11 protein-coding genes and 1 pseudogene are annotated in these 13,591 nt (G+C 59.4%); 7 read left to right on the forward strand and 5 right to left on the reverse strand.

Annotated elements, in window-relative coordinates:
- The first annotated feature begins 180 nt into the window (after positions 1–180).
- Complete coding sequence (locus HW450_RS07585; RefSeq protein WP_182385051.1) at positions 181–3,639, forward strand: indolepyruvate ferredoxin oxidoreductase family protein; 3,459 nt, start codon at positions 181–183, stop codon at positions 3,637–3,639.
- 516 nt (positions 3,640–4,155) lie between these two features.
- On the opposite strand, the gene HW450_RS07590 is transcribed toward HW450_RS07585, so the two are convergent.
- The 4 genes from HW450_RS07590 to HW450_RS07605 all read right to left on the reverse strand — a co-directional run bounded on the left by HW450_RS07590 (position 4,156) and on the right by HW450_RS07605 (position 7,916).
- Positions 4,156–4,620 (reverse strand): hypothetical protein, encoded by a 465-nt coding sequence (locus HW450_RS07590; protein ID WP_220463891.1) that lies wholly within the window; start codon positions 4,618–4,620, stop codon positions 4,156–4,158.
- Between the two features lie 164 nt (positions 4,621–4,784).
- Positions 4,785–5,825: a DUF418 domain-containing protein gene (locus tag HW450_RS07595; protein WP_182385053.1), complete on the reverse strand. Its 1,041-nt coding sequence runs from the start codon at positions 5,823–5,825 to the stop codon at positions 4,785–4,787.
- Between the two features lie 13 nt (positions 5,826–5,838).
- Positions 5,839–7,233 carry an FtsX-like permease family protein gene (locus HW450_RS07600; protein ID WP_182385054.1) on the reverse strand — a complete coding sequence of 465 codons (1,395 nt, stop codon included), beginning with the start codon at positions 7,231–7,233 and terminating at the stop codon, positions 5,839–5,841.
- Complete coding sequence (locus tag HW450_RS07605) at positions 7,233–7,916, reverse strand: ABC transporter ATP-binding protein (RefSeq protein ID WP_182385055.1); 684 nt, start codon at positions 7,914–7,916, stop codon at positions 7,233–7,235. Before HW450_RS07605 ends, HW450_RS07600 begins: the two co-directional genes overlap by 1 nt.
- A 131-nt stretch (positions 7,917–8,047) precedes the next feature.
- Between HW450_RS07605 and HW450_RS07610 the strand changes: the two are divergent.
- The 4 genes and pseudogenes from HW450_RS07610 (at position 8,048) to HW450_RS07625 (ending at position 11,158) form a co-directional block, all read left to right on the forward strand.
- Positions 8,048–8,698, forward strand: a pseudogene (locus HW450_RS07610) (sensor histidine kinase).
- Entirely contained in the window at positions 8,695–9,351 is a 657-nt protein-coding gene (locus HW450_RS07615) for a response regulator transcription factor (RefSeq protein WP_182385056.1), read from the forward strand. The pseudogene HW450_RS07610 and the gene HW450_RS07615 overlap by 4 nt, the downstream one beginning before the upstream one ends.
- Positions 9,352–9,490: 139 nt before the next feature.
- Positions 9,491–10,756 carry an O-acetylhomoserine aminocarboxypropyltransferase/cysteine synthase family protein gene (locus HW450_RS07620; RefSeq protein ID WP_182385057.1) on the forward strand — a complete coding sequence of 422 codons (1,266 nt, stop codon included), beginning with the start codon at positions 9,491–9,493 and terminating at the stop codon, positions 10,754–10,756.
- 15 nt (positions 10,757–10,771) lie between these two features.
- Positions 10,772–11,158, forward strand: a complete 387-nt coding sequence (locus HW450_RS07625) for a Rieske (2Fe-2S) protein (RefSeq protein ID WP_182385058.1) — start codon at positions 10,772–10,774, stop codon at positions 11,156–11,158.
- 216 nt (positions 11,159–11,374) lie between these two features.
- On the opposite strand, the gene HW450_RS07630 is transcribed toward HW450_RS07625, so the two are convergent.
- Positions 11,375–12,598, reverse strand: a complete 1,224-nt coding sequence (locus tag HW450_RS07630; protein ID WP_182385059.1) for a dicarboxylate/amino acid:cation symporter — start codon at positions 12,596–12,598, stop codon at positions 11,375–11,377.
- 84 nt (positions 12,599–12,682) lie between these two features.
- Here HW450_RS07630 and HW450_RS07635 point away from each other — a divergent pair, with 84 nt between their 5' ends.
- Both HW450_RS07635 and HW450_RS07640 read left to right on the forward strand, forming a co-directional pair.
- Positions 12,683–13,120 (forward strand): SdpI family protein, encoded by a 438-nt coding sequence (locus HW450_RS07635; protein WP_182385060.1) that lies wholly within the window; start codon positions 12,683–12,685, stop codon positions 13,118–13,120.
- Complete coding sequence (locus HW450_RS07640; RefSeq protein WP_182385061.1) at positions 13,080–13,580, forward strand: NUDIX hydrolase; 501 nt, start codon at positions 13,080–13,082, stop codon at positions 13,578–13,580. Before HW450_RS07635 ends, HW450_RS07640 begins: the two co-directional genes overlap by 41 nt.
- The last annotated feature ends 11 nt before the right edge of the window (positions 13,581–13,591 follow it).

Raw genomic sequence — 13,591 nt, forward strand, 5'->3', positions numbered from 1 at the left:
TGCCAACACAACACAGTGTCCCACATCACAATTGATATAGAAAAACCCTGGCCATCCCATCAAATAACAACTAATGTCCTCCTCACTATAGTGAGCACCGTCACATCCGGCGACGCTCGCGAGAAAGCTTAGCAACGGCCCCCACCACAGGGCCCTGGCAAGGTAAGGACTGGTGACACCATGACCACCGTAATCGAACCAACCAAGATGACCCTTGAGGACCGCTACACCAAAGAGGAAGGGACCGTCCTCCTCGGCGGCATCCAGGCGCTATCCCGCATGGTGCGCGATCGAGCAGCCCTAGACCGTCGCCTCGGGCTCAAAACAGCGTCCTTCATCTCCGGCTACGAAGGGTCCCCACTCGCCGGGTACGACCTTGAACTCGCTGGCAAGGCAAAGAAATTCCTCCAGCCTTACGACGTCATCCACCAACCAGCCCTCAACGAAGAGCTCGGCGCAACCGCCGTCATGGGCTCCCAGATCGCCCAGGTGGCCAAGCCCCTCGACGGCGTAGTCGGCTACTGGTACGGCAAAGCCCCCGGCTTAGACCGCGCCTCCGACGCACTGCGCCACGCGAACATGATCGGCACCAGCACAACCGGCGGAGCCGTTGCGATCGTCGGTGACGACCCCGGTGCGAAGTCCTCCACCGTTCCGTGCGCATCCGAGATGGAGCTCGCAGACCTGTACATGCCGATCCTGTATCCGGCCGACTCCCAAGACATTCTGGACCTAGGGATTCATGCCGCACTGATGTCCCGCACTTCCGGTTTGTGGACCTCCCTAAAGATTTCCGCGCACGTGGCGGATGGTTCCTCCACGGCCTACGTCCACCCAGACCGCATCCAGCCGATTCTCGATGACAGCCCGCACGTTCCTAGCGGACATCTGCTCGGCAAGACGCTGATGGATCTGGAGGAAAGCCAGCTGACCATCCGACTGCCACGCGCCACCGAATATGCGCGCGCCAATCGCCTGAACCAAATCCGGGTTAGGACTGGCGATGACCGCATTGGCATTGTTGCCGCAGGTAAGACCTATCTTGATGTCTGTTCCGCGCTGCAGCGCTTCGGCCTCACAGAGCACGATCTGAACAGGCTCGGTATTCGTCTGCTGAAGCTGGGCATGGTGTATCCAATGGAGCGCGAGACGCTCTATAACTTCATCGAGGGCTTGGATGAGGTGATCGTGGTTGAGGAGAAGCGCGACTTCATTGAAACCATGATCCGTGAGATCCTCTACGATTACCCGCACACTCCGGTGATCCGCGGCAAGTCCAACGAAGACGGTTCCACGCTCTTCTCCCGCTTTGGTGAGCTCGATATTGATTCCGTCACCCAGGGTTTGGCCTACCGCTTGGGCAAGGTGCACGGCGTAGAGGCGGCGCAGCGCTGGTTGGAGAAGCAACGCCCGAAACCGACGCGGATTCAACTGCCACTCGCGCAGCGCACGCCATACTTCTGCTCTGGTTGTCCACACAATTCCTCCACCAAGGTGGCGGAAGATTCCCTGGTTGGGGCAGGTATCGGCTGTCACGCGATGGTGTTGTTGCAACCGGAGGCCCAGGTAGGCAATGTTATTGGCGTGACCCAGATGGGTGGCGAAGGTGCTCAGTGGATCGGCATGGCGCCATTCGTGAAGGAAAAGCACTTCGTACAAAACTTGGGTGACGGCACCTTCGATCACTCTGGTTCCCTGGCGGTCCGTGCGGCTGTGGCCGCGGGCGTGAATATCACCTACAAGCTGCTGTTTAACGGCACCGTCGCTATGACGGGTGGCCAGGATCCGGTCGGTGGCAAGTCCCTCGCAGAAACGCTCCGCGTGCTGCAGGCGGAAAAGGTAGCGCGCATTGTGGTCACCACCGACGACGTGCGCACCACCCGCAAGCAGGTTCCCGCGGGCGTCGAGGTGCGCCACCGCAACCAGCTTATCGACGTCCAGAAGGAGCTCGCACAAGTCCCCGGCGTGACCGTGTTAGTGCATGATCAGCACTGCGCCGCCGAGAAGCGCCGTAAGCGCAAGCGTGGCGAGTTCCCAACCCCTAAGCAGCGCGTGGTGATTAACGAGCGCATCTGTGAGGGATGTGGTGACTGTGGCGACAAATCCAACTGTTTGTCCGTTCATCCGGTGGACACTGAGTTTGGCCGCAAGACCCGAATTGACCAGTCCACCTGCAACCTGGATTTCTCCTGCATTGAGGGTGATTGCCCATCCTTCATGACGGTCTCCATCCCGGATGCTGGCGAGCGGAAGCAGGGCCTGAACACGGTCAAGAAGTTCAGCGCACCAGATCTGGAAGCCGCCGAGCTGCCTGAGCCTGTGCGTCAGGTTGACTTGGCCGCCACCCCAAGTTTCGGCATGCGCATCACGGGTATTGGAGGAACGGGCGTCGTCACGGTGTCTGCCGTGCTTGCCACGGCCGCGGTGATCGACGGCCTGACCGCCCGCACCGTCGATATGACCGGCCTTGCGCAGAAGGGCGGCGCCGTGGTCTCCGACGTCAAACTCTCCGCCACCCCGCTCGCCCAGGCCGCCAAGGTGGGCAAGGGCGAGGCAGACCTGTATCTGTGTGCGGATGGCCTCGTCGGCGCCGAAGCGAAAAACCTCGTGGCCGCATCACCTGCACGTTCGGTAGCTGTGCTGTCCACCGCGAAGGTTCCTACCGGAGCCATGGTGAAGGACACCAAGGTCACCTACCCTCACCTGGATGACATCGGCTCCCGTATCGGCGAAGCAACTAAGCGCCTGGTGCAACTCAACCCCGTAGCGCTCACCGAGGAACTGTTCGGCGACTCGAACACCGCAAACATGCTGCTCGTCGGCGCTGCTTACCAGACCGGTGCGCTCCCGATCTCGGCAGCTGCGATCGAGGAGGCGATCACGCTCAACGGCGTGGCAGTGGACCGCAACCTGCAGTCTTTCCGACGAGGCCGCCAGGCAGTCGCGAGCCCTGAGGCACTCCAAGCCACCCTGGCAGCAATGCGCCCAGAGGAAAAGCCACAGCCAACCCACACCCTTGAAGACATCGTGAACCTGCGTGTCCTGGAGCTCACCGAATACCAGGATTCCGACTACGCGCGGCTGTACGCTAAGCGCGTCGAGGCCGTACGACTCGCGGAGGAACGCGCCGACTTCGGCACCACTTTCCTCGCCGAGGCTGTCGCCCGTAACCTCTACAAGCTCATGGCGTACAAGGACGAATACGAGGTTGCGCGCCTGGCCACCGACCCAACCGTGGCAAACGACATCGAAGCCGACTTCGGCCCAGATGCCCGCATCACCATCAAACTGCATCCGCCGGTGCTGCGTTCCCTGGGGATGAACCGCAAGATCAACTTCGGCCCCTGGGCACGCCCCATCCTGCGAGGCCTAGCACAGGGCAAACGCCTCCGCGGTACCCGATTCGACCTCTTCGGACTCACCGAAGAACGCCGCATCGAACGGGAGCTAATCGAGGAATACAACACCTTTGTCGACTACCTGCCAGGCCGCATCTCCGACGGCGTGGACCTAGACTGGATCACCCGCGCCACCGCAGCCGCTGCGCTGCCGGACATGGTCCGTGGCTTCGGCGAACTCAAGCTGAAGAACGTGGCCGCCTACCGAGAGGAAATGGCAAAAGCACTCGCTGAGCTGTAGGTAGCTACAACCGACCAAGGCCCCAGGGTGAACTGCTCTGGGGCCTTGGTCGATGCGTTCCACGCGCTCATTCCAGCTCGGCCAGGTCAGTGGCGTCGATAAGCGTGCCGTAGCGGTTCCCGGCAGGGTGGCCGCTCGGTTTCCTCGGGAAGCAGGCGCTTGACGACGTCCAAAGGTGCTGAGCCCCGCCCCTTGCATCATCGGATTCGGAGTATGGGTGGGGAAAGCGGCTGAGGCCGTCTCTGGGAACACTTAGCAAAGTTCCACATGCAGATTCCCACTTTACAACTCTAGAGTTGGAATCACATTCCCAACTTTCCAAGTTTCCCACTTTTTTGACCTGCGCGTTTGTGTTCACTTGGAATCTCATTGAGAAAGTTGCAACTGAAATTGCAAGAGGAAGTGGGGGAGTTGTTCGCAGCTCTTCGAGGGGAACATCCTGTTGTGCACATGATTCTTGCGGCAATGGCGTCGTCCCCAGCGCTAGGCCGTCACCTGATTAATGCCGAGCAACACCTAGTTCTTAGTACAGTGCTCTTCCAGCTTCTCGCGCGTGGTACCAATCGGAGGTGCTTCCCACTGGTCGCGTACCAGTTCGCCTTCAGGCCAAGCTTGCAATTCTTTCAGTTGTAGGCTCACAGGTCGGATGAGCTTTCCTTTGTCGAAAAAACTGTGCTTCGGATATGCCTCAGCAATTAAATACTTTTCGGGATCCGTCGGGATATTCGCGGGTACTTCTTCCCGCGAACCATCCGGGTCATTCAGGTTCACGGTGAAGTACCCAGTCATCGCGTCGTCACGCGTCAAATGTACCCAATCGGGGTTGTGGGAGCCATTTGGGCCGTCATACATGCCACCGACCACTGTAATTTCACGCACCTCTTCCCCCGGACACGCGTACACGTGCAATGTGATCGAACCATCGATGTCATGCGAAAAGGCCGTGTCACCAACGTGTGGGTAGCTCGGCAGCCACTTCACAAACACTCCGAACGCGATGACCAACACAAGAAATAATCCGCCACAGTCGATAAGCAGGTTGCATAGGCGCAGTCAGGAATTTACCCGTCGAAAATACAGCCAGAAAACCAAAAGCCCGGCCGACAACACGTCGACCGGACATACAGTAGTTAATCTGCAACTGCCTAGTGCTTCCCCCACCAAGTAACCGTGCGCCAGAGCTTTTCCAGTGGGCCTTGGCCGAACTTGGCGAGCCATACGCGGGCCACCAGGGACTGGATGATGAGGAACACCACGCAGCCGCCCCACACCATAAACATTTGGGCGTCGGTGAGCCGGATGGGATCACTCTTGAGTAAGGCGCTGAGTGGAGCGAAGAATGGGATTGCGATGAGCACACCCACCACGGTGGCGGACACGTAAGCGGTCAACGCCATGCGCCCCAGCGGAGCGAGAAACGCTACCAAACCGCTGCGCAGCGGGGTGTGCATCGCCAGTCCCACCAGTGCGATGTAGACAGCCGCCTGTCCCAGACCGGCATAGGCGCTGATGGGGCTAAAACCGGCGGTGTCAAGGTGAGTAAGCTGCAGCGCAATGCCGGGGATAGCGACGACAAGTCCGCCGATCAGCAGCATCAGTGCTGGTTTGGTGGATTCTTCAAACTTACGCGGAACATCGCTGAGCGCCAGGCCAAATCCCAACCAAAACAGCCCTGGAATGAGCAGCATGCCACCAGCCATGCCACCGACCACTGTTGCAACAACTCCGATACCGAGGGAAAACGGTGCTCGATAACGCTCCGGCAGGAACGTTGTGGGCAGCAAGCAGACCAAACCACCGATTGCATATGGGAACAATGCTTCACCGGTTTGCAGAACCTGGTGCACGGCGCCCAGAAGCAGCAGGAACAGGAAGCGACGCAGCAGCACCACGCGCGGGTGTTCACTGCGCTTTTGCACGGACTGCCACAGGATGCCGAAGCCCACTCCGAACAGCAGGGAGAAGATTGGGAAGAAGCGCTCCTGGAAGAAAAGATGCAGGAAGTTGTAGGAGCTTCCTGGCTGGGCATTATGCCATGGCACGTGCAGACCCATAATCGTGGCAACGTTTGCGAACAAAATGCCGCAAACTGCTAAGCCTCGAACAACGTCAAGGCTCATCAGGCGACGGGCACCAGAGGAGGTGGTGGCTCGTTCCAGTGAGTTAGACATAGCGTGTTTTGACATCTTCAACTTTCTTTTAATCGTTACGCCTGCGACCAGCTGCTAGCACCCGAGAGCGTAGTGGTTCTACCGCCACCAAGGCCAGTAGTGTGAGTCCCCATCCCGCGAGGAGGAACAGTAGTGCGTTAAGCATTCGGTACGGGATGTTCATTTCGCTCACTGACCCGAAAATCAACATCAACATACTGCTGCCAAGGGCGAACCCTACCAGGCTCACCAACACAATTGGAGACATAATCTGGATCGTTGCTACCGCCAAGTGGAAGCGGCGCGGCACGCCAAGCGCCGCCAACGCCCGGGTAAGAGACGCCTTTTCAAATACCTCGGATGCCTGACTCAGCAGGGTGGCCACCGCTGCGATGATAAAGCCGATGACCAGCGTGATCATGACGCCTAGGTTCAGGTCCTGATACATCGTATGTAGCTCCTTGTCCTGCTGGAACACAGCAGAAAGGCCATCATTGCCACGTGGGGAGACCACAAGCACACCGACTAGCACACCGTAAAAGGCCGTTGAGGAGCTGCGTCGCCAAGTAGCGCGTCCGTCGGTAAAAATGCGGCGGGTCGCCACAAAATGCTGCGTCCCAGGCAGAATCCCCATGATGCGGTACCAGATCTGCAGTACCAGTGGCATCCCGACGTTCAGCACCGACACCATAATGAAAGCGACCACACCCATGCCCAACAGAAACTCAATATCCGTAGAGGGTTGCTGCACACTGAGCCACATCATCCCAGCCAGCACCACCAGGATCGTCACCAGCAGTCGCCACCACTTCAATGCCTTCGGTATTTCCCGGCGCGCCACCCCAAGCGGGGAAACCATCACACGCTGCATACCGATCACCGAGGACAGCACCGCCAAGAGCAGCAGTAACGCTGCCACCGCAAGGTAACCCCACCACGGCAGGTACAGTTCCGTGGCGGTTAACCGGTGGCCCTGGAAAGTGAAGTTGGCACCAAGCGGGGCGGTGAACAGCGCCAAAAGCAAACCGAGCCCAATGCCGAACACGCCCTGGACCGCCGTTTCAAAGGCGGTAATGCGAGTGATGTCTGCGGAGGAAAGACCAATGAGCCGAAGCGCAGCCAACCGGTGCTCCCGGCCCGACGCCCCCAGCACCGCAGCTTGCGAGGTGAGGGAGAAGATAGCAGGAACTAGGAAGCCACACGCCACCAGCGCCAGGCCCACGTAGGCCTGGAGCACGTCCTTCGGGTCCTGGTATTGGCTCACCACGATCGGCAGATCGCTTTTCATGCGAGACCAGAACATCCAGGTGCCGCCGGCAACGATGAACGCGATCCAGGAGCAGATAGTGAGGGAGAAGATCGCCAGCCCGGACACTACACCGGTACCAGTGCGGGAAGAAAGCGACGCCTTTTGCAGATCCCAAGACAGTTGCATCGTGTTCATCAGGAAACACCACCCAGAACGCGGTCATCATGAATAATGCCGTCACGGATCTCAATGCGGCGGTCCAGCCACTTGGCTACCTTGGCGTCGTGGGTAACCATGATGAGGGTGGTGCCGTGGCCGGTGACCATTGTGGTGAGCAGCTGCATCATCTCGTGCCCCGTCGCTTGATCCAGCGCGCCAGTTGGCTCATCGGCAAAAATCACGGCCGGCCTGGTCACCAGCGCACGTGCTACTGCCACGCGCTGCGCCTGGCCGCCGGACATGTTCGCGGGACGACGATGCGCCAATTCAGACAGGCCAAGCTGCTCCAGGAGATCCAGCGCACGCTTCCGAGCCTTGCCACGGGAAGTTCCCGACAGCATCGCCGGCAGCGCGATATTCTCCGCAGCGGTCAACTCCGGAAGCAGCTGACCGTCCTGAAACACGAAGCCAAACTTGGTGAGCCGGAGTTGGGAGCGCTGGGCGTCGTTAAGCTGCGCAATATCGGTGCCTTCAAAAAACACACTGCCGCTCGTGGGGCGCAAAATGCCGGACATGCAGTGCAGCAGAGTGGATTTACCGGAGCCCGACGGGCCCATGATCGCGACTTTCTCGCCCGCGCCGATGGTGAGGTTGATACCAGAAAGCACAGGCGCCACACCGTAGGTCTTAGTGACATCATGCAAAGTGAATTGTTCCATGGCACCTATTACAGTCGCCCGCGGTGCAAAGCAACATGGTGCGGACAATGATTTCCGTGGTAGTGCTAGCACTACCGTGACTAAAGTGGAGGACTACGTGATTTAGGCGCGAGAAGGTAACAAGCGGGGAAGTGCAGGCGGTAGAGCGCATCGTCGAACTGACCGCTTCACGACGCGCCGTTGCCGACGCCTACGAGATCGAACGGCATCGCATTGAACGCGACCTTCACGACGGCGCCCAACAATACCTCGTAGCAGCGCTGATGAAACTGGGGGAGGCCTCGCTGGACGCAACGGGTCCCGTCGCGGATCTGATCAGCGCCGCGTAGAAGGACGTGTCAGAGGGGCTCGAGTCCTTGCGTGCCACCGTCCGCGGAATCCACCCGCAGGTGCTCAGCGACTATGGATTAGTCGCAGCCGTTGAGGCGCACCCCACTGCACCTGCGGTGATGGCGCCGCACCCGCTTCCAGAACTTTCACCCAGTGTGCTGGCAGCTGGGTATTTCTTCGCCTCAGAGGCGCTGACCAATGCGGCGAAACACGCGCCGGATGCCACGGTGTCCGTGTTGCTCACCGCCGACGCGGACCTGAGGATTTCCGTGGTGGACGACGGGCCCGGCGGGGCCACGTTCACCCCAAACGGTGGTTTAGCGGGGATGCGGGAGCGCCTCGAAGCCTTCGATGGTTCCCTCGAACTATCCTCACCTATTGGTGGACCAACCAGACTCGTCGCCACCATCCCGTTACTGCTCGACCGTGGCGAGCCAGGAGTTGCCCCATGAACATTGTGCTCGCAGACGATTCCGCCTTGCTCCGCGAAGGGCTCGCCGGCCTGCTGGAACGACGTGGCCACACGATCGTTGCTCAGGTTTCCGATGCTGACGAGCTGCTACACCTGTTTGACGACGCCGCAGCTCAGCCTTCCACGCCCGACATACTCATCACGGATGTGCGGATGCCTCCCAACATGGCCGATGACGGTCTGAAAGCCGCTGTATCGCTGCGCGCCGCCCACCCTAACCTGGCGATCATGGTGCTGTCGCAACACGTCGCGCCCGCCTATGCGGTGGATTTGTTCGCCGAGGCCACCACCGCAGGCACCGGATACCTGCTAAAAGATCGGGTAGCGGACGTGGCGTCCTTCCTGCAGTCCTTATCTGTGGTTGCTGATGGCGGCACCGTCATTGACCCATCCGTTGCCTCAGCCCTCATGTCCGCCGGCCGTTCGGGGCTAGGGGAACTCACCCCACGCGAGAAGGAAGTCCTGGAACTGATGTCACGAGGACTCTCCAACTCTGAAATCGCCACCTCGCTGGTGATCTCTGGCGCGGCAGTAGCCAAACATGTGTCCAACATCTTCCTCAAGCTGCGTCTGCCTCCCGAGGAAGAAAACCGGCGCGTGAAAGCTATTTTGGAGTACCTGACGGCTACCTAACGCGTATCCGCTACGGCTTGGGCACCCTTTTTTTTGTGAACCTTGCAGCGAATAGTTGTGAACCTTACCTCCGATTAGGTCACCCTATCCCATGGCTCGATACACTGATCCCAAAAAGTAATCCACGCAGGGAGACACAATGCAGGATCAAACAAAGCTCATCCACTCCGGCTACCAGCCAGGCAATACCGACCCCCGTCAAGTGCCGATCGTCCAGTCGACCACCTACACCTTCGACTCCTCGGATGACATCGCAGCGGTTTTTGACGAGCCCACCCACGCCCTGATCTACTCCCGCTTCGCGAACCCCACCGTGATGGCAGTAGAGGCGAAGGTCGCTGATCTCGAGGGCGGCGCCGCAGCCATGGCAACCTCCTCCGGACAGGCCGCCACCGCAATGGCGATCATGAACATCTGCTCCGCAGGCGATTCTTTCGTTTCCTCCTCGCAGATCTACGGCGGTTCCTCCAACCTGTTCGCAACCACACTCAAGCGCTTCGGCATCGACGTCATCTTCGTAGACCCGGACGCCTCCGAAGAAGAGATCGCCGCCGCGTTCCAGCCGAACACGAAGGCATTGTTCGGGGAAATTATGGCGAATCCGTCGATGACGGTACTGGACGTCGAAAAGTTTGCGCGCATTGCCCACAGCCAGGGCGTGCCGCTCATCGTCGACAACACCTTCGCCACGCCCGTCCTGTGCAAGCCGATTGAGCACGGGGCCGACGTCGTGGTGCACTCCACCTCGAAGTACATGGACGGCCACGCTATTCAGGTCGGCGGCATGATGATCGACGCCGGCACCTTCGACTACACCAACGGCAAATTCCCGGGGTTCACCGAGCCGGATGAGTCCTACCGCGGCGTGGTGTACACCAAGGATTACGCCGCAGCGCCGTTCGTCATTAAGGCCCGCATGCAGCTGCAACGCGACTTCGGCGCGTACCCATCCGCGCACTCCGCGTTCATGCTCAGCAACTCCCTGGAGAGCCTGGACGTGCGAATGCAGCGCCACTGCGCCAACGCGCTGCAGGTTGCGGAGTTCCTGGAGGGACGCCCCGAAGTCGCGGAAGTCCGCTATCCAGGACTGAAGTCCTCGCCATACTACGAGCTCGCCCAGAAGTACTTGCCACACGGCGCCTCCGGTGTGGTTACCATCGACCTCGCCGGCGGTCGTGAAGCCGGCACGAAGTTCATGGACGCGCTCAAGATCGTCACCCGCCAGGTGCACGTCGCCGACGCCCGTTCCTGCGTCCTCCACCCAGCGTCCACCACGCACCGCCAGGTCCCGGACGAGCAGCTGCCAGCCGTCGGCATCACGCCAGGCCTCGTGCGGCTATCCATTGGCCTTGAGCACATCGACGACCTGCTCGAGGACATTCAGCAGGCGCTGGAGGCACTTTAGACCCATAATGAGCATATGGTCTGCTCTCGTCGTTTATTCTTGCTCGGCACCGCGACCACGTTGTCCGGTGCTGCACTAGCCGCCTGCTCCGCGCTGGGGGAGAAGCCCGAGCCGGAACACATCGCCACGTTTGATGCTTCGGAGATCCCGGTGGGAGAGGCGGTGAGTTTCGGTAACTTCTTCGTCGCGCAGCCACGCGAGGGCCTATACAAGGCCTACAGCTCCGAGTGCACGCACCAAGGCGGCACCGTGGATACCTTTGAAAACGGTAAGGGTCGGTGCCGGGAGCATAACTCCACCTTCGACTTGGAAACCGGAGAAGTGACCTGGGGCCCGGCGCGCGAGCCACTCAAGCCCGCCTCACTGGAAAACCGCGGGACCACGCTCTATCTGAACCCTTGACGGTTTCACGTGAAACATCTCGGTTGAGAGGGGCGGGAAACGTGATAGGGATTCGTAGCGCGGGACAAATCCCTTCGCTTTGTCTTTGTATCTGCCCAGCACACCGAGCCACAACGGCGTAGGGATTGGAATACGAAAACAAATCGCTATCAGCCACCCCCAAACCAACCACTAGCCAAGAAAAAAGCACCCCGCAGGGTGCTTCTTACTTCTGGATTACTTTCCGAAGACCTCTCGGGTGAGTTCTTCCTCGCCCTCCAGGTTGGTTTCCTTCACGAGCTTCCCGCCAGCGAACTTGTTCACCATGATGGCGATGGCGCCATCGCCGGTGACATTACATGCGGTACCGAAGGAGTCGATGGCGATGTACGCGGCGATCATCAGCGCTACCTGACTTTCATCGAAGCCCAGGTTGGATTGCAGCAGGCCAACGGCGGCCATGATTGCGCCGCCCGGCACGCCTGGGGCCGCGATCATCATGATGGCCAGCAGGAAGATGAAGCCAAACATTTGGGCAGGTGGCATATCCATGCCGTTCATCCACATGATGGAAAAGGCGAAGAGGCCGATCTTCATCATCGATCCCGACAGGTGGATGGTGGCGCACAGTGGCACCACGAAGCCGGCCACGGCCTCGGATACCCCATTCTTCAAGGTGGAAGCGTAGGTGACTGGGATGGTTGCTGCGGAAGAAGACGTGCCCAGGGCGGTGCCGTAGGCCGGCAGCATGTTCTTCAGTGCAACGAATGGGTTCTTGCCAGATACGGCGCCCGCAATCACGTACTGCAGGAGCAGGACGATCCAGGTCATGATCGTCGCCAAGAGCAGCACCTTACCGAAGGCCGTCAGCGTCAGCATCAGGTTGCCGTTCATGCCCATGGACAAGAAGAGGCCGAAGATGAACACCGGCAGCAGCGGGATAACGAACTTAGCGATCACCTTCATGATCACCTCGTTCAGTTCATCCGCCGCCGCGAACAAGGTGTCGGACTTCACGGCCGTCATGCCCAGGCCGACAGTAAAGGCGAGCAGCAGCGCCGCCATCACTTCCATCGGCGCGGGCATCTCCACCTCGAAGTAAGGGGAGAGGGCAGTGGCGTCAATATCTTTACCTTCCACCATCTGCTGACCTTTAAGCAGCCACGGGTAGACGGTCACGGCGATGAGGTACGCGATGGAACCGGACACAATCGTGGAGGTGTAGGCAATGCCCGTCGTGACGCCCAGCCATTTGCCCGCGCCACGGCCGAGCGACGCGATCGCCGGGGTGATGAGGGCAAAGATAAGAATCGGCACAAAGAAGCCGAGGAAGTTACCAAACAAGCCGTTGAATGTCACGAAGACGCGGGCGAGCCATTCCGGGAAAATGAAGCTGCAGACGATGCCTAGGATGATCGCGACGATCACCTTAAACAGCAGCGATCCAGTGAATTTTTGCAATGGATTACCTTTCTAAGAAAAACCACTTGTAGTATGCACGATCCTGGAATATATACAAAGTTTTTAGGTCGTAAGATAAGGCGTATGACGATTATCTCGATTGTGGTTCTGGTTCTCGCGGTGCTGGCAATGGCCGTCGGTATGCTGGCGTGGACCCGCCACCTACCTGGAAACGGCCTCGTGGGCTTGAAGGTGCCTGAGGTGCGTAAGTCGAAGGAGACGTGGGATGTCGCCCACGCGGTGGCCGCCCCAATGTGGACCGCGGCGGGCGTATCGATGCTGTTTGGTGGGTTGGTAGGACTGCGCTTATCGACGCTCCCCGGGCTCATTTTCCTCATTGTCACCGTGTTCGTCGCCCTTGTTTTCTTAGGAATTGGTGCAAATCTCGGCGCTAAAGCGACCTATTTGATGGACCGGCAAGAAGACGAGGGCTGCGGCGACTCTTGTGGCTGTGGCAGTGAGGAGGAGAAGCCTGAGGTTGATGTCGCGGCGCTCCGGAGGGCAATGGGCAGTGACTCCTGATTTCATTCTCCAGCTGCGCGAGAAGGTGGGGCACCAGGAGCTGTGGTTGCCGGGAGTGACGGCAGTGATCCTTGATGGCGATCGGGTGTTGCTGGTCAAGCGCTCTGATAACGGCCAATGGACTCCGGTCACCGGGATCTGTGAGCCTCAGGAAGAGGCTCACCTCACGGCAATCCGTGAGGCCAAGGAAGAAACTGGCGTGGATATCAACGTCGAGCGGCTGCTGTGGGTTCAGGCAGTGGGGCCGGTGGAGTATCCCAACGGCGATGTCACCAGCTATATGGACACCGCGTTCGTTTGTTCCCTGGAAGAGGACTCGCCCGAAGCGTATGTTGCCGACGATGAATCCACTGAGGTGCGATGGTTCCCCCTCGATGCGTTACCCCCGATGAAACCCCGCTTTACGCACCTCATTCACGCAGCTAACACAGGAATTTCGGGATTCGGTTCCCAAAACTGAACAAACCGTGT

This window comes from Corynebacterium hindlerae, from assembly GCF_014117265.1.
Lineage (GTDB): Bacteria > Actinomycetota > Actinomycetes > Mycobacteriales > Mycobacteriaceae > Corynebacterium > Corynebacterium hindlerae.

Coding starts and splice junctions, on each gene's coding strand:
- HW450_RS07585 (WP_182385051.1), top strand. CDS start 181: ATGACCACCGTAATCGAACCAACCAAGATGACCCTTGAGGACCGCTAC.
- HW450_RS07595 (WP_182385053.1), bottom strand. CDS start 5,825: ATGTCAAAACACGCTATGTCTAACTCACTGGAACGAGCCACCACCTCC.
- HW450_RS07600 (WP_182385054.1), bottom strand. CDS start 7,233: ATGAACACGATGCAACTGTCTTGGGATCTGCAAAAGGCGTCGCTTTCT.
- HW450_RS07605 (WP_182385055.1), bottom strand. CDS start 7,916: ATGGAACAATTCACTTTGCATGATGTCACTAAGACCTACGGTGTGGCG.
- HW450_RS07615 (WP_182385056.1), top strand. CDS start 8,695: ATGAACATTGTGCTCGCAGACGATTCCGCCTTGCTCCGCGAAGGGCTC.
- HW450_RS07620 (WP_182385057.1), top strand. CDS start 9,491: ATGCAGGATCAAACAAAGCTCATCCACTCCGGCTACCAGCCAGGCAAT.
- HW450_RS07625 (WP_182385058.1), top strand. CDS start 10,772: ATGGTCTGCTCTCGTCGTTTATTCTTGCTCGGCACCGCGACCACGTTG.
- HW450_RS07635 (WP_182385060.1), top strand. CDS start 12,683: ATGACGATTATCTCGATTGTGGTTCTGGTTCTCGCGGTGCTGGCAATG.
- HW450_RS07640 (WP_182385061.1), top strand. CDS start 13,080: ATGTCGCGGCGCTCCGGAGGGCAATGGGCAGTGACTCCTGATTTCATT.